This is a genomic window from Caballeronia sp. BR00000012568055, assembly GCF_029439455.1.
In the GTDB taxonomy this organism is placed as follows: domain Bacteria; phylum Pseudomonadota; class Gammaproteobacteria; order Burkholderiales; family Burkholderiaceae; genus Caballeronia.
In genome coordinates, this window is record NZ_JAQFVG010000324.1 from 139,872 (window position 1) to 160,937 (window position 21,066).

General features: G+C 59.7%; 18 protein-coding genes. 11 read left to right on the top strand and 7 right to left on the bottom strand.

Translation table 11 applies throughout. From position 1 onward, the window contains the following. The 10 genes from P7F28_RS27420 to P7F28_RS27465 form a co-directional block, all read left to right on the top strand. On the top strand, nucleotides 1–239 hold a 239-nt coding region (locus tag P7F28_RS27420; protein ID WP_277187986.1), incomplete at its 5' end, for a DUF6013 family protein. Nucleotides 240–476: 237 nt separating this feature from the next. After that, nucleotides 477–1,367: a Ku protein gene (locus P7F28_RS27425; protein ID WP_277187987.1), complete on the top strand. Its 891-nt coding sequence runs from the start codon at nucleotides 477–479 to the stop codon at nucleotides 1,365–1,367. Between the two features lie 3 nt (nucleotides 1,368–1,370). After that, complete coding sequence (gene ligD / locus P7F28_RS27430) at nucleotides 1,371–4,022, top strand: DNA ligase D (RefSeq protein WP_277187988.1); 2,652 nt, start codon at nucleotides 1,371–1,373, stop codon at nucleotides 4,020–4,022. Then, entirely contained in the window at nucleotides 4,019–4,261 is a 243-nt protein-coding gene (locus P7F28_RS27435; RefSeq protein WP_277187989.1) for a hypothetical protein, read from the top strand. The genes ligD and P7F28_RS27435 overlap by 4 nt, the downstream gene beginning before the upstream one ends. Before the next feature lie 207 nt (nucleotides 4,262–4,468). Beyond that, nucleotides 4,469–5,080 carry a biliverdin-producing heme oxygenase gene (locus tag P7F28_RS27440; RefSeq protein WP_277187990.1) on the top strand — a complete coding sequence of 204 codons (612 nt, stop codon included), beginning with the start codon at nucleotides 4,469–4,471 and terminating at the stop codon, nucleotides 5,078–5,080. Next, a complete protein-coding gene (locus P7F28_RS27445) occupies nucleotides 5,077–7,437 on the top strand; it encodes an ATP-binding protein (protein ID WP_277187991.1) in 2,361 nt (786 codons plus the stop codon). Before P7F28_RS27440 ends, P7F28_RS27445 begins: the two co-directional genes overlap by 4 nt. Continuing rightward, on the top strand, nucleotides 7,430–7,894 hold the full coding sequence (locus tag P7F28_RS27450) for a response regulator (RefSeq protein ID WP_277187992.1): 465 nt from the start codon (nucleotides 7,430–7,432) through the stop codon (nucleotides 7,892–7,894). Before P7F28_RS27445 ends, P7F28_RS27450 begins: the two co-directional genes overlap by 8 nt. 72 nt (nucleotides 7,895–7,966) lie before the next feature. Continuing rightward, nucleotides 7,967–9,904 carry a response regulator gene (locus P7F28_RS27455; RefSeq protein ID WP_277187993.1) on the top strand — a complete coding sequence of 646 codons (1,938 nt, stop codon included), beginning with the start codon at nucleotides 7,967–7,969 and terminating at the stop codon, nucleotides 9,902–9,904. Nucleotides 9,905–10,077: 173 nt separating this feature from the next. Then, nucleotides 10,078–10,557 (top strand): VOC family protein, encoded by a 480-nt coding sequence (locus P7F28_RS27460; protein ID WP_277187994.1) that lies wholly within the window; start codon nucleotides 10,078–10,080, stop codon nucleotides 10,555–10,557. 10 nt (nucleotides 10,558–10,567) lie between these two features. Beyond that, a complete protein-coding gene (locus tag P7F28_RS27465) occupies nucleotides 10,568–11,041 on the top strand; it encodes a VOC family protein (RefSeq protein WP_277187995.1) in 474 nt (157 codons plus the stop codon). Here P7F28_RS27465 and fetB read toward each other — a convergent pair whose 3' ends face one another. Then, the gene (fetB, locus tag P7F28_RS27470) at nucleotides 11,042–11,857 is read right to left on the bottom strand and encodes an iron export ABC transporter permease subunit FetB (protein WP_277187996.1); all 816 of its coding nucleotides are present in this window, start codon (nucleotides 11,855–11,857) and stop codon (nucleotides 11,042–11,044) included. Further along, on the bottom strand, nucleotides 11,854–12,546 hold the full coding sequence (locus tag P7F28_RS27475; RefSeq protein WP_277187997.1) for an ATP-binding cassette domain-containing protein: 693 nt from the start codon (nucleotides 12,544–12,546) through the stop codon (nucleotides 11,854–11,856). The genes fetB and P7F28_RS27475 overlap by 4 nt, the downstream gene beginning before the upstream one ends. Nucleotides 12,547–12,682: 136 nt before the next feature. Here P7F28_RS27475 and P7F28_RS27480 point away from each other — a divergent pair, with 136 nt between their 5' ends. Beyond that, entirely contained in the window at nucleotides 12,683–15,061 is a 2,379-nt protein-coding gene (locus P7F28_RS27480) for an AsmA family protein (protein ID WP_277187998.1), read from the top strand. A 546-nt stretch (nucleotides 15,062–15,607) separates the two neighbouring features. Here P7F28_RS27480 and P7F28_RS27485 read toward each other — a convergent pair. The 5 genes from P7F28_RS27485 to P7F28_RS27505 all read right to left on the bottom strand — a co-directional run. Continuing rightward, nucleotides 15,608–15,850, bottom strand: a complete 243-nt coding sequence (locus P7F28_RS27485) for a DUF2795 domain-containing protein (protein WP_277187999.1) — start codon at nucleotides 15,848–15,850, stop codon at nucleotides 15,608–15,610. Nucleotides 15,851–15,893: 43 nt separating this feature from the next. Further along, nucleotides 15,894–16,160 (bottom strand): hypothetical protein, encoded by a 267-nt coding sequence (locus tag P7F28_RS27490; RefSeq protein ID WP_277188000.1) that lies wholly within the window; start codon nucleotides 16,158–16,160, stop codon nucleotides 15,894–15,896. A 226-nt stretch (nucleotides 16,161–16,386) separates the two neighbouring features. Further along, nucleotides 16,387–18,123 (bottom strand): ClcB-like voltage-gated chloride channel protein, encoded by a 1,737-nt coding sequence (locus P7F28_RS27495; RefSeq protein ID WP_277188001.1) that lies wholly within the window; start codon nucleotides 18,121–18,123, stop codon nucleotides 16,387–16,389. A gap of 417 nt (nucleotides 18,124–18,540) precedes the next feature. Beyond that, on the bottom strand, nucleotides 18,541–19,062 hold the full coding sequence (locus P7F28_RS27500) for a glycosyltransferase family 25 protein (protein WP_277188002.1): 522 nt from the start codon (nucleotides 19,060–19,062) through the stop codon (nucleotides 18,541–18,543). 74 nt (nucleotides 19,063–19,136) lie between these two features. Then, the coding region (locus tag P7F28_RS27505) for a S8 family peptidase (RefSeq protein WP_277188003.1) at nucleotides 19,137–21,066 on the bottom strand (1,930 nt) is incomplete at its 5' end.

The following is a 21,066-nucleotide window of genomic DNA, read 5'->3' on the forward strand; positions in this document are numbered from 1 at the left end:
AGATTCGGTTTGCATCGGTCGTCGGCGATAACGGCGCGGCCAATGTGCAGATCAGTTTTCGGGCGTATGCACCGAAGGGTGTGAGCACGGTCAAGGTGGGCGGCAAGAGTCTGCAATGTCCGACGGATAATCGGTTCAGTCAGATCGTGCGGTTTTCCATGCCGACTTCGACAGGATCGAAGAAGGTCGTGACGTTGGATGATGGGACGCAACTCACGGTGACGGCGGATCGGAAGTAGCAAAAGCCGGCGAGTCATCGCCGGCTTTTTGATGCTTGTAGTTTGCAACTAACGGTCTTTTTTTTGATGCTGCCGTAATCGGTACCAACGCCACAACATACTCAGTAAAGCTTACAGATCACCTCTTGCCAATCCACGCACACTAACGCCCGCAGCCATTGGCACACTTCCTGCGCTAGTCCCCGACGCACGCCATTCCGCGTGCTTCCTAACCATTCCGACAGGGAGGACATCGCGATGCCGCACATGATCTGGAAGGGCGCGATCAGCTTCGGCCTGGTCCACGTACCCGTGCAACTTTATCCGGCCACGCAGTCGGAAAAGGTCGGTTTCAATCTGCTCGATAAACGGTCGATGGACGCCATCGGCTATAAGCAGATCAACAAAAACACGGGCAAGGAAGTCACGCGCGACAACATCGTGCGCGGCTTCGAGTATGAGAAAGGCAAATATGTGGTGATGACCGACGACGAAATCCGCGCAGCCAATCCCGAATCGACGCAAACGGTCGATATTCTCGCCTTCGTCGAAGCGCCCGAAATCTCGTTTCTCTCGCTTGACGTGCCGTACTACCTCGCGCCTGATCGCAAAGGCGAAAAGGTCTACGCGCTCCTGCGCGATGCGTTGAAGGACACCGGCAAAGTCGGCATTGCAAGTGTGGTGCTGCATAACAAGCAGCATCTCGCCGCGCTGATTCCGGTCGGTCCCGCGCTCGCGCTCAACACCTTGCGCTGGGCCGATGAAGTCCGCGATTTCGATCAGTTCAAGTTCCCCGACGAAGACACCAAAAAAGCCGGCGTCACGCCCAAGGAACTGGACATGGCCAAGCGCCTGATCGACGATATGAGCGATAGCTGGGATCCCGGCAAATATCACGACACCTTCCGCGACGACATCATGGCGCTCGTCGATAAGAAGGTGAAGCAGGGCAAGGTCGCCGAGGTGATGAAGGTCGAGGAGGGCGGCGAGGCGAAAGCATCGGCGGATATTCTCGATCTTTCCGAGTTGCTCAAGCGCAGTCTCAAAGGCGGCGCGCCAGCGAAAAAGGCCGCATCCAAGGCCGCTCCTGCGGAAGATGACGAACCCGCGCGTCCGGCGCGCAAGACCACGCGTCGCAAGCGTGCGTAAGTCATGGCCGGCAAGCTCGATACCTATCAACGCAAACGCAGCTTCGACAAGACGCCGGAGCCTTCCGGCGCTGCGCGAAAAAGTAAGCGATCCGAAGCATTGTCGTTCGTGATACAGGAACACGACGCGCGCCGTCTGCACTACGACTTTCGTCTTGAACTGGATGGCACGCTCAAATCATGGGCCGTGCCAAAAGGACCGAGTCTCGATCCATCGGTGAAGCGGTTGGCCGTGCATGTCGAAGATCATCCGCTCGACTATGGTTCCTTCGAAGGCGATATTCCCGAGGGAAATTACGGCGCGGGCAGTGTAATCGTGTGGGATCGCGGAACGTGGTCGCCGCAAACGGGCACGATCGCGGAGGCGGCGCGCGAGTATGAGAAAGGCAAGCTCAAATTCACGCTCGATGGCGAAAAACTGCACGGTGGCTGGACGCTGGTCAAAAGCAATATGCGCGGCAGCGGCGATAAGGAGCAATGGCTGCTGATCAAAGAGCGCGATGACGACGCACGTCCCGAATCCGAATACGACGTGCTGGTCAAAAAGCCCGGCAGCGTGTTGTCCGATTCACCCGGCGCGCAGAAGAGGAAAACGCAGAAAACACCTGCACGCAAGACCAAAACCAAAACCGTCAGCAAGAAAGCAAACGGTCACGAACATCCCGATATCGTCGCGAATAGAAATGCGGAGTCCTTGCGAACGCTTTCGCACGAACCAGCGATCGAAGGTGCGAAGAAAGCGAAGCTGCCCGCGACACTCAAGCCGCAACTCGCCACCCTGGTCGATACCGCGCCGCCCGGCGATGATTGGATCTACGAAATAAAGTTCGATGGATATCGCGTGCTCGCGCGCATCGAGACAGTCAAGGGCAAGCGCGCGATCATGATCTACACGCGCAATGGCAACGACTGGACCGCTAAGTTCAGCAAGCAAGTCAAGGCGTTCGATCAACTCGATATCGATAATGCATGGCTCGATGGAGAAGCCGTCGTGCTGGACAGTCGTGGTTTGCCCGATTTCCAGGCGCTTCAGAATGCGTTCGATGTGGGCCGTCCGCAAGACATCGTCGTCTATTTCTTCGATCTGCCGTTTCTGAACGGTTACGACCTGCGTCACGTGCCGCTCGTGCAACGGCGCGCGTTGCTGAAAGCGCTGATCGAACCCATCGACGATCCGGTGTTGCGTTACTCGGAAGACTTCGCATTCGCAGCGGACGATTTGCTGAAAAGCGCCTGCGATATGGCGCTGGAAGGGATCATCGGCAAGAAGATCGACAGTGGCTATGTGTCGGGGCGCAGTAACGCGTGGATCAAGCTCAAATGCAGACGTCGGCAGGAATTCGTCATCGGCGGTTATTCGGAACCGACGGGCAGCCGCGCGGCGTTCGGTGCGTTGCTGCTCGGCGTGTATGACTCGAAAGGCGATCTGCAATACGCAGGACGCGTGGGAACCGGCTTCGATCAGAAGCTGCTCGCATCGATCAAGAAGGAACTCGACAAGCGCGAAACCAAAACCATGCCTTTTGCAAAAGAGCCGCAAGAACGCAGCCGCACAGCCGTGCATTGGGTCAAGCCGGACCTCGTGGCCGAATGCAATTTCGCGGAATGGACCAAGGAGCGCATCGTGCGACAAGCATCGTTCGTCAGTCTGCGTGACGATAAACCGGCAAAGCAGATCGTCAAGGAGGCGCCGGTCAAGGCTAGTAAAACCGCTAGTAAAACCGCGAAGAAAACCTCTGTCGATAAAGCCGAAGTGGAGGGCGTAAAGATCAGCCATCCTGATCGAATTATCGATAAGGCGAGCAAGCATACCAAGCTCGATGTGGTCGATTACTACGCGTCGATCGCAGAATGGATGCTGCCGCATTTGCAGGATCGGCCCGTGTCGCTGGTGCGCGCGCCCGAAGATATCGACGGCGAGTTGTTCTTTCAGAAGCACAGCGCGAAGCTCGCGATTCCGCATATCACGCAGCATGCGGATATCGATCCAGGGCATCCGCCGCTGCTGACGATCGAATCGGCGCAGGCGCTGGTCGGCACCGCGCAAATGGGCACCATCGAACTGCATACGTGGAACGCGGTGGCATCGAATATCGAAAAGCCGGATCGTATGGTGTTTGATCTCGATCCGGGCGAAGGCATCGGCTGGAAAAGCATGATCGAAGCCGCGAAGCTCACGCGCGATCTGCTCGCCGAACTGGGTCTCGAATCGTTCTGCAAAACAAGCGGCGGAAAAGGTTTTCATGTGATCGTGCCGCTTGCGAAGCAGGCGAGTTGGGACGATATGAAGGACTTCTCACAAGCGGTCGCGCAGCATATGGCGAGCACCTTGCCCAAGCTCTTTTCCGCGAAGATGGGCATGCAGAATCGCAAGGGAAAAATCTTTATCGACTATCTGCGCAATAACCGCGGATCGAGCACGGTGGCGGCATTTTCTTTGCGTGCACGTCCGGGGCTTGGCGTGTCCATGCCGATCAGTTGGGATGAACTCGACGACATCAAAAGCGGCGATCAATGGAACATCGATAAGGCGCATGAACGTATGAAAGCACTACGCGGCGATCCGTGGAAAGGATACGCAACAAAGCGCCAGCGTCTGACTGTCGCGATGAAAAAACGCCTTGGCGTAGGCGTTAAACAGGGAGAGGAAAAATGAAGCAAGCGCATCCGGCACCCGAAAGCGTGCCCCACAGCAAGCACGAAAAAGACGACAACGTGCCGTTACCGCATGAAGCCGATCAAAGCGTCGAATCGCAGGACGATCACGAGCCGCGCGATGTCGGCAAGCAGGCGCACGAAGATATCAAACGCGGAATCGTCGATACGGATCGGCGTGGCGCTGACGACTATCAGCGAGCCACGCAGCGCAATGAAGATGCGAAGCGGGCCAAGTGAACTGATCGGTGAAAACAGCACGTCGAGCATGACTCGCATCGGGCGGATGCGTAGAATGGATCGATATTCACGCAAGCTTTCAGGGGCGCGTTATTTATACCGGTTCGTTCATTTGATGAACGCGCGTCCCCGGTAAGCCCTTCCGATCTTTTCATCGTGACGTGCGCCATTGCCCGCATCGAACGCTCAGGCCCAGTCCAACGGAACATGTCACACGATCTACTTTCCCGCCTCAAGCATGAAACCGCCGCGTGCCATACGCGGCTGGAAAACGCACTCGACATGATGCGGGGAGACCTTCAGCGCGACGAATACATCGCGTTGCTAGAACGCTTTTATGGTTATGTCGCGCCGTGGGAAAACGCGATCAGCGCGGTGATGCCCGCATCGCTCAAAACGTTTTTCGATGCACGTCGCAAGGCGCATTGGCTCGCATCCGATCTCGATGCGCTCACCGGCGAGCGTCGTCCCACCGGCAGCGTGCCGCATGCGGATGCGCTTTACGACTTGCCGCAGTTGAACAACATCGGCGCAATCTTCGGTTCGATGTACGTGATGGAAGGCTCCACGCTCGGCGGCCGATTTATCGCGCCGCACGTCGCGCAGATGCTGAGTCTCGAACCCGGTCAGGGCAACGCGTATTTCGAAGGCTATGGCGCGCGCACCGGCAGCATGTGGAACGCGTTCCGCGAGACCGCCGCCGCATCCGTGCCCGAATCGCTATACGACGATGCCGTGCGCGCCGCCATCGCGACATTCGAAACCATGCAGGCGTGGCTGTGTCCGGAGTTGCAGGACTCGCCGGAGGCCAGCGCATGAGCGAGGCTCACGAATCGCACCAAGGCCCGCCCGATGCCGAAGCACGCCGCCGCACGCTGGATTCCGGCATCGCGAGCAAGGACTGTGACGCCGAACCCATCCACGTGCCGGGCGGGATTCAGCCGCATGGTTATCTCGTCGCGCTGAGCGGCGATCTGCATATCGTGCAGGCGAGCGAGAATCTTGCATCGCTGATCAATGGCGATGTGAAAACGCTGCTCACGCAACCGCTCGACGCGCTGTTCGGCAAGACCGGCGCTCAACGCGTCGCCGATGCCGCGCGCAATGTCGAACTCGAAGATTCGCCGCTGTATGTCGGCGCGATCGATTGCGCGCTTGCACCACAGCTTGCATCGAATCGGCGCTTCGACGTGACGATACATCGGCATGACGGCACGCTGATCGTCGAAATGGAAGCGGCGGCCGCCGATGGCGAGGCGTTCGCGTCGATGTATCCGCTCACACGAACGTTTGCGCGCGGCCTTCAGGATGCCGCGACCGTGCAGGCGCTCGCCGAACTCGCCGTGCGCGAAGTGCGCGCAATCACGCGCTTTGGCCGCGTGATGCTCTATAGCTTCGACGAAGAAGGCCGCAGCCACGTGCTCGCCGAATCGCGCGATGAAGACTACGCGTCGTTCCTGCATCAGTTCTTTCCGGCGTCCGACATTCCGCGACAGGCGCGCGCGCTGTATCTGCGCAACCGCATCCGCCTCGTTGCCGACGTGAACTACACGCCCGCGCGCCTCGTGCCGCCGCTCAATCCGATCACCGGCCATCCGACCGATCTGACGTATGCCACGTTGCGCAGCTTTTCGCCGGTGCATCTGGAGTACATGCGCAATATGAACACGCATGCGTCGATGTCGGTATCGATCGTCGTGCGCGGCAAATTGTGGGGCCTTATTTCCTGCCACGATCACCACGCGCGCGTCGTGCCGTTCAACACGCGCGTGGCGGTCGAGCATCTCGGACATATGCTGTCCCTGCAGATCGAAGCGAAGGAAGAGCGCGCGGAAGGCGAATATCTCGCCGGTCTGCGCCGCACGATGGGCCGTCTGATCGGCGCGATGGGCGAGCACGACAACTTCGTCGCCGGTCTGCGTTCGGTGCCGCAGGATGTGCTGAGCTTCGCGCGCTCGGCGGGCGCGGCCATCGTGCTGAACGATCAGATCACGCTGATGGGCGCGACGCCCGATGAAGACACGGTGCGCGATCTCACGCACTGGCTCGCGGAAAACACCACGGGCGTGTGGTCCACGGATTCGCTCGCGCGCGAGTGGACGCCCGCGAAGGCGCATATCGACCGTGCGTGCGGCGTGCTTGCGGTGCCGGTTTCGCAGATTTTCCGCAACTACCTGTTATGGTTTCGGCCCGAACTGATGCAGACCATTAAATGGGCGGGCGAGCCGGTCAAGATCACCGATGCCGACGGCGCAAGCGCGCCGCGCACCAGTTTTTCGCCGTGGCTCGAAACCGTGCGCGGGCATTCGGCGCTGTGGCGTCCGGGCGAAATCGAAATCGCGGGCGAACTGCGCGGCGCGCTGCTGAATATCGTCCTGCGGCGCGCGGAAGAACGCGCCGAACTCGCCACCGAACTCACGCGCGCGAACAAGGAACTGGAAGCGTTTTCGTATTCCGTTTCCCATGATCTGCGCGCGCCGCTGCGCCATATCGCCGGATACGGAGATTTGCTGCGCGAGGAAGCGGGCGAAAGCATGTCGGAGAAAGCGCGCCGTTTTCTGAACAATATGCTCGATTCGGCGCGCTTCGCCGGCACGCTGGTCGATGATTTGCTTACGTTTTCGCAAATGGGCCGCGCGGCCCTCCGGCCCGCGCCAGTCGATCTCGGTCAACTGGTGCGCGTGATCGTGCACGAGTACGAGCAGGAAGTGCCGGCGCGAAAAATAGAGTGGATCGTCGGTTCCTTGCCACGCGTGACCGGCGACGCCGCGTTCCTGCAACTGGCGCTCCGCAACCTGATTTCGAATGCGGTGAAATATACGCGGACGCGGGAATCGGCGAAAATTGAGATATTCGCCACCCGCACCGAGGATGAATACATCGTCGGCGTGCGCGACAACGGTGTCGGCTTCGATATGAAATACGGGGCCAAACTGTTCGGCGTGTTCCAGCGACTGCATCGCGCGGAGGAATTCGAGGGCACGGGAATCGGCCTTGCGAATGTACGGCGCATCGTGGAGCGGCACGAGGGGCGCACGTGGGCGGAAGGGCGGCTCGGAGAAGGCGCGGTATTTTATTTCTCCCTGCCGGTCGTGTTCCGCGAAGTGAAAGGCGCAGTATTGGGCGTACCGGGGGTATCGGGCGCGCCGACAACATCACGATCAGACCATGCTTAAACCGATTTTGCTCGTCGAAGACAATCCGAACGATCTCGAACTCACGCTCGTCGCGCTGGACAAGAGCCAGCTTGCCAACGAAGTGATCGTCGCCCGCGACGGTCAGGAAGCCATCGACTATTTGACTTGCGAAGGCGACTGGAAGGAACGCGCGCCGGGCAATCCCGCCGTGATTCTGCTCGATCTCAAGCTGCCGAAAATCGACGGTCTCGAAGTGCTCGGCATGATTCGCGGCAATGCAACGCTCAAGAGCATTCCGGTGGTCATGCTGACTTCATCGCGCGAGGAACAGGATCTCGTGCGCAGTTACGAACTGGGTGTGAATGCTTATGTCGTCAAGCCGGTCGAGTTCGGCGAATTCGTCGAAGCCATCAGCGATCTGGGCGTGTTCTGGGCCGTGCTGAACGAACCGCCGCCCGGATCGACACGTTTTCGCCGTTTGCCCTCGGCACAATGAACTTCTTTTCGATGAACCTTTCAGGCGATTGCGCGCGCCCGCGCCCGTACCATAGCGAGGCCGCCTAAGACCATGCAGCCGCTGCATCTGCTTCTCGTCGAAGACAACGCACTCGATGCGGAGCTGACGATCGCCCAACTGGAACGCGCCGATTACACGGTGGACGCGTCGATCGTGTACGACTCCGCCAATTTCCTCGATGCGCTCGCCAGGAAGCGCTTCGACGTGATCCTCGCCGACTTCGTGATGCCCACCTTCAGCGGCATCGAAGCGCTGACCATCGCCAGCGAGCGCGCGCCGGATACGCCGTTTATCTTCGTGTCGGGCTTGCTGGGCGAGGAGCACGCGGTCGATATGCTCAAGCGCGGCGCAACCGATTACGTGCTCAAGCAGCGTCTGCAACGTCTGCCCGCCGTGGTGCGCCGCGCGATGCGCGAATCGGCCGAACGCGCGCAGCGTATCGCGGTGGAGCGCGCGCTGCGGGAAACCGAAACGCACTTTCGCCTGCTGATCGAGGCGCTGAAGGATTACGCCGTCATCACGCTCGATCCGGAAGGGCGCATTCGCACGTGGAACGTGGCATCGGAAAGAATTTTGGGCTTTCCCGCGCAGGACGTGCTCGGGCAAAGCGCGAGCGTGTTCTATAACCAGGAAGATCGCGAAGCGGGCGTGTTCGATCACGAACTCGATGTCGCGCGCCGCGAAGGCAGCGCAAGCGACGACCGCTGGCTGTGGCGCAAGGACGGCCATTCGTTCTTCGCGTCTGGCGTGACGACGGCCATCCGCACCGAGAACAACGAGCTGATCGGCTTTTCGAAGATCGTGCGCGACGCCACCGATGCCCACATGGCCGCCGATGCCTTGCGCCTCGCCAAAGATCAGGCGGAATCCGCGAATCGCGCGAAGGATCATTTTCTGGCGGTGTTGTCGCACGAACTGCGCACGCCGTTGACGCCGATTCTCGCCGCCGTGCGTCTGCTCGAAATGAAGCATTCGCTGCCGCGCGAGGCGCATCCGACGCTCGATCTGATCCGCCGCAATGTCGAACTCGAAGCGCGTCTGATCGACGATCTGCTCGATCTCACCAGCATCGCGCGCGGCAAACTGAGCCTGAACTTCGCCAGCGTGGCGATGGACACGCTGCTGACCAGCGCCGTCGAAATGTCGGAAGCCGATCTGCGCGCCAAGCAACTCGCGCTGGAAACGCATTTCGAGGCGGCCAGAATCGTCGTCATGGGCGATGCCGCGCGGCTTCAGCAGATCATCTGGAATCTGATGAAGAACGCGGTGAAGTTTACGCCGGCGAACGGGCGCATCGAAGTGCGGACGTGGAATCCGGATGAATCGACCATTGCGGTATCGGTGACGGATAGCGGCATTGGCATCAGTGCAGAGGCTTTGCCACGCATTTTCTCGGCATTCGAACAGGCCGACGATTCGATCACGCGCTCGTTCGGCGGTCTCGGCCTCGGTTTGGCGATCGCCAGCACGCTGGCGCAGAAGCACGGCGGCACGTTATCCGCCTATAGCGAAGGGCGCGATGCGGGCGCGCGTTTCACGCTGACCTTGCCGCTCGCGCGCATTCAGCCCGCGCATGCTGCCGCGCCCTTGCCCGAAGCCTCGCGCGAGGAACATGCGCGCTCGCTCAAGGTGCTGCTCGTGGAAGACAACGAGCAGACTTCGTCGGCCATGTCCGAAGTGCTCGAAATGCTCGGTCATCGCGTGCAAGTGGCGACGACGGTGAACAGCGCGCTCGAACACGCGCAGAACGGTCCCTTCGATTTGCTCGTCAGCGATATCGGCTTGCCGGATGGCAGCGGTCTGGATATCGCGCGGGCGTGGACGAAGTTGCAGCCGGACAAGCCATCGGTGGCGATCACGGGTTACGGCATGGACGAAGATATCCGCCGTTGCCGCGAAGCAGGCTTTCGCGATCATCTGACCAAGCCGGTCAACTTCTCGCGTCTTGAATCGCTGATTCAGGCGCTGGCCGAAGGCGACGCCACCTGAAAGCCACTTAAGTTCCACCTGAGCTCACACAAGCGTCACATTCGAAACATTTTGCGAAATTATCGTCATCGGACCCGGTTCGATGTCGATTGACGCAAGGCTCGAACGTTGTAGGGTATGAGAGCAGCGCCGAATCCACGGCGCGGTCTCGTTCATTCATCAACGGAGCCACCATGTCCACACCCGCCGTCAAACCGATTCCCGAAGGCATGCACTCAGTCACGCCGCATCTCGTCTGCGAGGGCGCGGCGGACGCCATCGAGTTCTACAAGAAAGCCTTCAACGCCGTCGATATGGGCTGCATGCAGGGACCGGACGGCAAGGTCATGCACGCGCAGATCAAGATCGGCGATTCCGTCGTCATGCTGGTCGATGCCAACCCGAACTTCGGCATGCTCGGCGCGAAGGCGCTGAAAGGCTCGCCGGTGACCATCCATCTGTATGTGCAAGATGCCGATGCCACCGTGCGTCAGGCTGAAGCCGCAGGCGCGAAAGTGACCATGCCCGTCGCCGAGATGTTCTGGGGCGACCGCTACGGGCGAATCGAAGATCCGTTCGGCCATCAATGGTCGATCGCCACGCACGTCCGCGATATCTCGCGCGAAGACATGGAGAAGGCCGTCAGCAACATGCCCAATCAGTGCGGGGCATAAGGAGCCACTCATGCAGAAGATATCGCCGTGTCTGTGGTTCGAAGGCAATGCGGAAGAGGCCATCGACTACTATCTGCGCGTGTTCGAGGACGCGCGCATCATCGAGACGCTGCATCACACCGAATCCAGTCCCGGTCCGCGCGGCAGCGTGCTGGCCGTGACCATCGAACTGAAGGGTTCGGAAATCATGGTGCTCAACGGCGGGTCGGAGTTCAAGTTCACACCTGCCGTGTCGATGTTCGTCCATTGCGAGTCGCAGGCGGAAATCGACCGCTACTGGGACATGCTGCTGGACGGCGGCCAGGCGATGGCCTGCGGCTGGCTCACGGACCGCTTCGGCGTGACGTGGCAGATTGTGCCGGCGCGGCTGAAGTCCATGCTTCAGGACCCGGACCACGACAAGGCCGATCGCACCATGAAAGCGCTGATGCAGATGATCAAGCTCGATATGAAGGAACTGGAGCGCGCATACAACGGCGATTAATCAACCCGCCGCGCGCTTCTTTTTCCGTTCGATCAGCTTGCTCGCCATAAACCGGTGATCCGCCGAGAACAACCGGCGGTACGTCATCATCACCGCGCCGACCACGCCGAGTCCGGAAGCCGCCGCGATCAGAAACATAATGACGATCTGATATCGCACCGCCTGCAATGGCGACTGCCCGGCGAGCACCTGACCGGTCATCATGCCGGGCAGACTGACGAGGCCGACTACGGCCATCTGGTTCAGCGTCGGAATCATGCCCGCGCGCACGGCCTGGCGCGCGGGCCCTTGCGCGGCTTCCCAGCGCGTCGCGCCGAGCGCCAGCGACATCTCCACGGCCGCGCGTCCCGACGTCAGTTCCTCCGTCATCCGTTCGATCCCGAGCGATACCCCCGTCAGGCAATTGCCGAGGATCATGCCGAGAATCGGAATCGCGTATTGCGGCTCGTACCACGGGTGAATGCGGATCACCGCAAACAGGCCGAACGCGCCGATCAGCCACGAGCTTCCCCATATCGATACGATGCTGTCCACGCGCTGCCCGGCATACGTGCGCCGTCCGCGATCCGACGCGGCGAACCCGGCGATGATCGTCATCAGTGCCATCAGCGGCAGCACGATATACCAGCGATTGAACGCGAACACCCAGCCGAGCACATAGCCGATCAAGAGCAACTGCACGACGGTGCGCACGGCCGCGATCAACAGCTTGCGTTCGAGCCTGAGATTCAGCGCGATGGACAAGGCCCCGTTGATGACGATCAGCATCGCGGCGAGCGCGAGATCGAAGAGGCTCAATTCCTGAAAGCCGTTCATCGTGCGGTCTCCTTCGACGCTTCGGAAAGCACGCCCGCCGACATCGTCAAATGCCGCAAGGCCACGCGCGCCGCCTGCTCCGGATTGTGCGATACCCATATGCACGCGCGCGCCGCATCGGCGTTCGACCAATTGGCGACGAGCGCCTCGATCGACAACGCCGACGCCGGATCGAGCGATGCAGTCGGTTCATCGAGCAACAGCACATCGGGCGCGAGTTGCAGCACGCGCACGAGCGCCGCGATCTGCGCTTCGCCGCCGGAAAGATCGCTGGCCATTTTGTCGAGAAAATCCGCGCCGCGTCCGGCGGCTTCGGCGAGCCACGCGGCTTCATCGCGATTGAAGGTGACATCGCGATAGGCTGCGAGCGTGTACGGATAACGCAGATTGTCTTCGACACTGCCATCGAGCATGGCGGGTCGCTGCGCGATATACGCCACGCGCCGCCGATACGCCGGTATCCGCGCCCGCGCGATACGCTCGCCGCGCCAGGTCACGAAGCCATCGTCGGCGGCATCGAGCAGGGCCAGCGTGCGCAGAAACACGCTCTTGCCCGAGCCGGACGGTCCGGTGATTGCGGCGCGCTGACCTTCGAGCAAGGCGAAATCGGTCGGATGCAGCAGCACGGTGCCGCGCGCGGCATCGCGGCGCGTTACGCCGTGGGTGGCGATGAGTTCTTGTGTCGGCATCGTGGGGCCAGTTCTGACGAAGCCGCCATCTTACGACCGGCGATGCTTACATCGCTTAGGAAGTGCACGCGGTAAAAAACACGCGGGCACACTATGTGCTGCCGCACACATAACCAGAAAAACGGATGGAGCCCTCATGGCGCAAGCTCACACCGGACGCGGTATGGGAAAACGAGTCGGGAAAGTTATCGGATGGTTTTTCGGCATTCTTGCGGTTCTGATCGCGATTCTCGTCGTGATTTTTCTGACCTTCGACTGGAACCGGCTGCGGCCGTGGATCGACGATAAAGTCTCCGACGCCATCGGCCGGCGCTTCGAAATCACCGGCGATCTGAAGGTCGGCTGGAAACGTCCGCCCAATGAAACGGGCTGGAAACGCTGGGTGCCGTGGCCGCGCTTCTCCGCAGAAAAAATCACCATCGCCAATCCGGATTGGGCGCGCCAGAAATTCTTCGCCACGCTCGATGAAATCGACTTCCAGGTGGAAGTGCTGCCGCTCCTCGCGCACGATATCGTCATTCCGTCGATCAACCTCGTGAATCCGTCGATCGATGTCGAACGGCTCAAGGACAATCGCAATAACTGGACGTTCAAGTTCAAGCAATCGACCGAACCGTCCACCTGGAATCTCAAGCTCGGCGATATTTCGCTCGCCAAAGGCACCGTCGATGTCCACGACGAAGTGACCAAGGCCGAGATGAACGTCGTCATCGATACGCTCGGCCAGCCCGTGCCGATCGGCGATGTGATGAAGCAGCAGGAAGCGGCATCGGCGAAGTCGTCGGCGGAGATGGTCGGCAAGAGCGGCGCGGCCAAGCTCAACAAACAGGCCGATGCAGCGGCGGCATCGGAAGCGAAGGCGGCATCAGCTGCGTCCGCGGCGGCTGCGGCGCAGGCATCGACGCCGAATCCGGCGAGTGTATCGGCGAATACGAGCATTACGACCAAGGACGGCCCGAAGACGCCGATTCCGCCGTACGCCTTCGGCTGGACCGTGAAGGGCACCTACAACGGCGGCAAGGTATCCGGCGATGGCAAACTCGGTGGCGTGCTCGCCGTGCAGGACGCGACGCGCCCGTTCCCCGTCCAAGCCGATGTCCGTCTGGGCGATACGCATATCGCCTTCGTCGGCACGGTGACCGATCCCGCGCATCTCGCCGCGCTCGATCTGCGCCTGTGGATTCAGGCGGTCAGCATGGCGCATCTGTATCCGTTCACCGGCGTGACGCTGCCGGAAACGCCGCCGTTCGCCACCGAAGGGCGCCTGACCGGTCAGTTCCGTTCGGACGGCAACGTGTTCCATTACGAGAACTTCACCGGCCGCGTGGGCGGCAGTGATATCAACGGTTCGCTCGTCTATGCAGGCAAGAAGCCGCGTCCGCTGCTCAAGGGCGAACTGGTTTCGCATCTGCTGCAATTCAAGGATCTCGCGCCAATCATCGGTGCCGATTCGAACGCGAGCAAGGCCAAGCGCGGCGAGACGGAGAAGCAGCCGTCGAACAAGGCGCTGCCGACCGAGGAGTTCAAAACCGATCGCTGGAAAGCCATCGACGCTGACGTGAAGTTCACTGGCGAGCGCATCATCAAAGATCCCGACTTGCCGATCACGAATCTCTATACGCACGTGATCATGAACGATGGCGTGCTGTCGTTCGAACCGCTGCGTTTCGGCGTGGCGGGCGGGACGCTGGCCAACACCATCCATCTCGATGGCAGCGCGACGCCGCTGAAGGGCCGCTTCTCCACCGAGGCGCGGCATCTGAAGCTCAAGCAACTGTTCCCGACCAACAAAACGATGCAATCCGCACTTGGCGAAATCAATGGCGATGCCGCGCTCTCGGCGGTCGGCAATTCGCCTGCGGCGCTGGCGGGAACATCGAACGGTGAGGTGAAGCTGCTGATCACGGAAGGCACGGTGAGCCGTCTGTACATGGAGGCTGCGGGCCTTAACGTAGCAAACGTGGTCTACGAAAAGTTGTTCGGCAAGCGCGATGTGAACATCAACTGCGCAGCGGCGGATTTCGTCGTGACGGACGGCGTGCTCGACTCACGCGTCTTCGCCCTCGATACCGACGATGCCGTCATCAACGTGGACGGCAATATCAACCTCAAGACCGAAGCGATGGATCTGGGCATTCATCCGCATACGAAGGGTTTGAGGATTTTCTCGCTGCGTTCGCCGTTGTATGTGAAGGGCACGTTCAAGGACCCGCACGTGGGCGTGAGTCCGGTGCTCGCGTTGCGCGGCGCGGCGGCGGTTGGCCTTGGCCTGATCAACCCGTTTGCAGCGTTGATCCCGCTGATCGCGCCGAGCAACAACAAGCCGTTGCCTTGTCAGCAGATGCTCGCGGATATGAGCAAAGCGCCGACCGCGCCGCCTGCGGGTCAAAAGGAGAAGACCAAGGCTGCGCCCGCGTACATGTCCTCGGGTGCGGCGGCGTCCAGCGCGCCCGCTGCAACGAAGAAGCCGGCTGCGCCTTCGCCGGCGAGTGCGTCGCAGTATCGCGGAAGCTGATCGTTTGGTTCGTTATGCCGAAACCGGCGTGGCGCTTTTTTGAGCGACGCCGGTTTTCTCTTGCGCATCAGATGGTTAGCGTAGAAGCGAAGGGACTTATCGACAGGGCTTTCAACATGCGCTGTGAGTAAGTTCATTTCATATGCAGTGGCGCGCAAACGTATCACATACGACAAATCCTTATTCGTCAGGCACTTAAGTCAGCTTTAGGCGAGCTTTCAACAATGTTGTCCACAGAAAATGTGGATAACTGAGGCTGAAGTTTTTCACACTCGATCATGCCGATGCACTGACGCGATCCGCGCCGCACGGTGATTTCCGCGCGGAATCAAGAATTTAGTTGAGTCACGCAGTGCTTTTCCACAGGCCTTTCCCCGTCAGTTGGGGATAAGTTATGCAGAGGCGCGCGTGGATCGATGCAAGTCGATGCACGCGCGCCTTTTTCTTTCGGCTCAGTGGTTTAAGCGAGTTTCACGCAGGTTGTCAACAAGGTGCTCCCCATCGGCGGGGGATAACTTTGGGCGCTTCAGGACGCTTCGGCACGCGTCAGATCGAAAGCCCCGGCCCGCCGTTACTGCCCAGCAATTGCTCGACGGAATCGGCGTCGGTGTAGTCCTGTTCGGGCAGCCCGTCGAACAGGGTGATGACGTCGTTGCTTACGCCCGCATCGCGCGCCGCATCGACTAAGGTGTCTTTGTTGGCCGGGTAATGCACGCGGCGCAACACCTGCGCGATTTCATCGTCGATGGGTTCGTCGTTAAGTTCGTGTTGCGCGGGCTTGTCCGACATGAGCGCTTTGCCTTTCGTTTTATGGATGGATCGATGATGCCGCTTACGTCTGCACGTTGATCGGTTGACTCGCCATGCCGTGGCTCGGCGTGCGCGACTTCGGCATCGGCATATGACGCCAGCGCGCGTGATCGAGGCTGTCCGCCGCGATATCCGGCGCGGGCGGCGAAACGGGCGGTGCGTTGACACGCAGCGCGGCGCGCATCGCCTGGACGGCGGCAGTGTCTTCGTCGGTCGAACTGGTATGCAACGGCGCGGCGTAGCAAGACACCGAAACCAGCGCCATCGATAACAACGTTGAGGTCTTCATCGGACAACCCCTTTCACGTAAGCAGCGCGAACATCCAAGCAAAGCCTATGCCGATGGATGCCGCGCCAGCCGTCCGTGCGTCGTGGGCCGGATGCCGTCTGCGCACGGGCGCGATGCGTCGGGCATCGCGCGGAAACACTTCGAGTAATGGATTAACTCGACTTATTTACCCTATAGAACGGCACGCTGCCGCTCACGCGCCGCGAAATTGCACGGGCGCGCAGTTTCAGCGCGAAGTCGGGTTCAAACGGAAGTATGCGTCCAGAAGCGAGGTTTTGTACACGACGCCGAGCAAGGTCGGCTGCACCCGATTTTCGATCACGGGCAGGCGTTCGCCCTGAAACGCGAGGAAGTGCTGGAGCGCGGTGCCGAGTGACATATCGGGTGTGAGTACATCGAATTCCGGCTGAAGATAATCGGCGGCGGTCTTGGCGTCACAGCCTTTGTCATCGAGCAGATCGGAGGTGATGTTTTTCAGCGCGACCACGCCGCGAAAATGCCCGGCGTCATCGACGACATAGAGATACTTCACCGGATATTCGAGGAACACGCGCGTCATGTCTTTCACGTTCGCGCTCAAATGGACGACGGTGTCGGCGGGGCGCACGAGTTCGCGCATCTGCGTGGAGGCGAGGCGCAGGCGCTCTTTTTCCTCGCGCGTGCGGCGCAGCGTGACTTCGTACATCGACGTTTGTTCGGACGTGCGCGCGATGAAATAAGCGATCACGCAGGCGAGCATCAGCGGCAGCATCACCTGATACGACAGCGTCATTTCGAAGATCATCAGAATGGCCATCAGCGGCGCGTGCGTGGCGGCGGCGAGGAACGCGCCCATGCCGACCATCGCGTAGGCGAAGGGCGCGGAGGTGGCGTCCGGCCAGATCGCGTGCACGGCCTGACCGTAGAGACAGCCGAGCACCGCGCCTACGAACAGCGTCGGCGTGAAAATCCCGCCGACTGCGCCGGAGCCGGTAGTCGCGGCGGTCGCGATCAGCTTGAATACGAGCATCAGCAGCAACATGCCCCACGTCCACGGCGTGTGCAGCAGCGAATTCACGACTTCGTAGCCGTTGCCCCAGACTTCCGGCCACCACACCGAAATGATCCCGACGATCAAACCGCCCAGCGCGAGCCGCACAGGCAAGGGCAACGGCAATTTGGAAAACTGCTTTTTCGATGCCGACAGCAAGCGCAGAAAGTACGGCGCGAGCGCGCCCGACAACAGCCCGAGCACGACGAACAGCAGCACTTCGACGCCGGTTACAGTCGGGAACACGGGCATCTCGTACGGCGGCTTATAGCCGGCGAACTCGCGCATGGTGATATTGGCGACCACGGACGATACGACGATCGGCCCGAAGCTTTCCATCGCCATGGAGCCGAGCACGAGTTCGGTGACGAAGAACGCGCCCGCGATCGGCGCGTTATACGCCGACGTAATCCCCGCCGCCGCGCCACAGCAGACCAGCAAACGCAGCCGGGGTGGATCGAAATGCACCCATCGGCCGATCAGCGAGGAGACGAGCGCGGCCAACTGCACCATCGGCCCTTCGCGACCGATCGAGCCGCCACTCGCAATCGTGATCAGCGAAGACAAACTGCGCCACACGCTCTGCCAAACCGGCACCACGCCATCGCCGATGGTGACCGCTTCCATGTAATCGGTCGATGCCTGCTTGCACGGCCGCCGCGCGGCAATCAGCAGACACATGCCCGCAACCAAACCGCCCGCCGCCGGCAACACGATGCGCACCGGCCACGGCAGACTCAGTGCCAGCGCAACGAGACCTTCCGATTTGTTGCCGAACAGCACTTCCAGCAGATGAATGCCTTCCCGGAATATCGATGTCGCAAACGCGCCCGCGACGCCGACCACGACGGCCCAGACGAGCATCGTATGGGAATCCGATAGTCGAAAGAGTTGCTGAGCGCGCGTGCGGAGTTTGAGCAGGAAGGAGAGCACTTTGCTGATTTCGTGGAAAGCTTAGAAGCAAATGGAATATGGGCGGGGGAAGGATAGCATTGCAAGTGACTTGGATATATAGGTCATACGTCAGCGATCTTTCGGGGAGCGTCGGCCTATTCGAGCAGTTCAGAGCAATTGTCGGACAGCAACACTTTCCATAACGCGGCGAATGCGCGGACGTTTCGGTCGTGGGAATCCGACGGAAGCGCTTCGATTTCTTCGGCAAGTTCCGGGAAGAAATCGGCGGATTCCAGAAACGAAAGCTTCCTGAATGAATTCCACGCGCCGTTGTTGAGTGACGCAGACGTTGTCTGAATCTGCGACGTTGACGCCGATTGCGATAGCGACGTGATAAACGGGAAGAAGAAACTCGAGGACAGCGTGCCATCGAGTATTAATGTTTTGAGAACCATGTCATAAGGCACATCGAAAGACGCGATCGATTTTAGGATGGCTAACAGTTTGCGCTTCGAGTGTGCATTCAGCGTGTATGCAGTGGAGCCGGCGGAAATCGAGTTGGGCGGTGTCGAACAAGGCGACAGTACCGTTCAGAGTTCGGCGCAGTTTGAAGAGGCGCATCATCCATAACGCCGTGGGAATGCACAGGTCGGTGAATACGATATCTTTTTGATCCAGGTCGGGCGTGAATTGCCTCAACAAGTTCGTGGTCCGCGTGCCGATCAACGCGTCGTCTTCCAGAATGAGAGATGGACCAGGATCGTCAAGTGACATTTCAATCGCGCGCATATGACTGAGAAGGCATGCTTTTTCGTTTTGCCTCAGCGTTCCTCCGACTTTGTTTATCTCGATATAACGAGCATCGTAGGCGGGAACGCGAATGACCTGATGTTCCGATCCCGCAAATTGACGGAGGTTGGTCTCAATTACGGCGCGCCGGTCTTCGGCTATCTCGAGGTTGATGAAGTAGATATGCATGAAAACACGTAGCCTTATATGGACGGCGATTTTTATCGCGCAAGACGGACTGCACGTCCGTCTTGCTGTAGCGATTATTTGGGAACTACCGCCGCAGTGTAAGAGTAGTGTGCATCCAAATTACCTGAATTCGATACTGACAATACAATTTTTAAATTTGGGGAGTTTTGCGTGGATATGTTCTGGCCAACGCCCGTTCCGTTCGGACCAACCAACATCCACGCGCTGTTGTATATTCCGTCGCCGCCTTGGCTAGGATCGGCGTTCTCATTCAGTTCAAAGAGCTGTCCGGTCGGGCTGCTGTACTGAGACAACGTTCCATATACCCGATCGTCGATCGAGAACGTATGGCGAACCGCGTCAGCAGATGAAATCTTGTCAAGTGTAATTACGCGAGGAAAATAAGGCGGTTTCGAAATTACCTTAATGGTTTCGCCAAAGTCAAGATGTCCGGCACCGATGTAGATAGACGTCGCCACGCGCGTATTGATTCCGTTACGAGTGGACATTTTCACGTAGTAGAAACCGGGCTTGGGATTCCAGACGAAACAATTCGTCCAGGCCGGCCACAATGCCGGTTTGCAACTCGTCCATTCCTGATCGAACTCGGATCTGATACTTACCGAGCTGGCTTCAGCGACCACCATCTTCAGAAGCTCCGTCGCCTCCGGAATCTCTAGCCGATAAGTCGCGCCTTTTTCTGCGTTGACGCTGACCGTTACTTCATCGGGCGTCTGTGGCAAGTCTCCATCAACAGCAATCGGCAAACTCGCAAGCGCCTTGTCCGCATTGACAAGCCCCGCACCGCAACCCTCCAGGCAGCGACCGGTCATCGGCGTGACCGTGGACATGAGATAACGCCTGATCTGGTCCAGGGTCAATGTGGGATCTTTCTCTAGCAGAAGGGCGACCACACCCGCAACGTGCGGTGTCGCCTGGGACGTGCCATCCATATAGCCATAGCTCTCGCCTTCGGGGCCCTTCGGGCCGGCGTTCCAGGTGGAAAGGATGTAAGCCCCGGGCGCCATTAGATTCACCAGCGAGCCGAAATTCGAGAAGCTGGTTCGCTCTCCCGACGAGTTTGTTGCTCCCACTACGATTTCGCCCTGACATTCGGGTGTCGCGTACTTCTGCGAAGCATCGATCGCATCATTGCCCGCAGCCTGAACGACAACGGCCCCGTTGTTACGAGCGATGTCAATCGCGTCCTGCGCGGTCTTGCTGCATTGTCCGGCGCCACTTAGGCTGAGGTTGATCACTTTGGCGGGATTGGGGTTGTTGGGAACGCCCGGAACGGATCCGCCAGACGCCCAGATGATCGCGTCGTTGATGTCGGAGGTAAAGCCGCCGCATCTGCCTAGCGCGCGCACCGGAAGTATTTTGGCGTTGAATGCAGTTCCTGCTACGCCCGTCCCGTTGTTTGATTTCGCCGCGATTATGCCGGCGACGTGCGTGCCGTGCCACGTCGAATCATGAACATAGTAAGTACCTCCGGCGGCGGGGCACTGGTCGCCTGCCTGTAGCCAATCACCTGGATCGGAGGCGTCATTTGAGCGGCCATTCCGGTTTCGATCGAACCGCGCGTCAGAGATAAAGTTATAACCCGGCAGCACTTGTTCACTGAGATCACTATGCGCTGTTATTCCGGTGTCGATTACGGCGACGACGACGTTCTTTCCGGTGGACTTATCCCACGCGTTCGGCAGTCCAATGCCGGTTGCTCCGTTGGACATGCCCCATTGCTCGTTGTATCGGGCGTCATTGGGCACGAGCGCAGGGTGGATGATCAAATCAGGCTCAATGTATTCAACATCCGCGCTCTTGAGGTATTCCAACATGAACGCCTGAGCTTCGGAAGCGTTCAATCCCTTTGAAGTTTCAATCACATGGCCCTGTGTGCCCGTGACACTTCTTTCCTGAATAGAAATACCTCGCGCGCTGGCTACTCGCGAATTGTTCACTGCTGCGGATGCTTCGCCGTCGCTCGATCCCTGGAGCAGATTG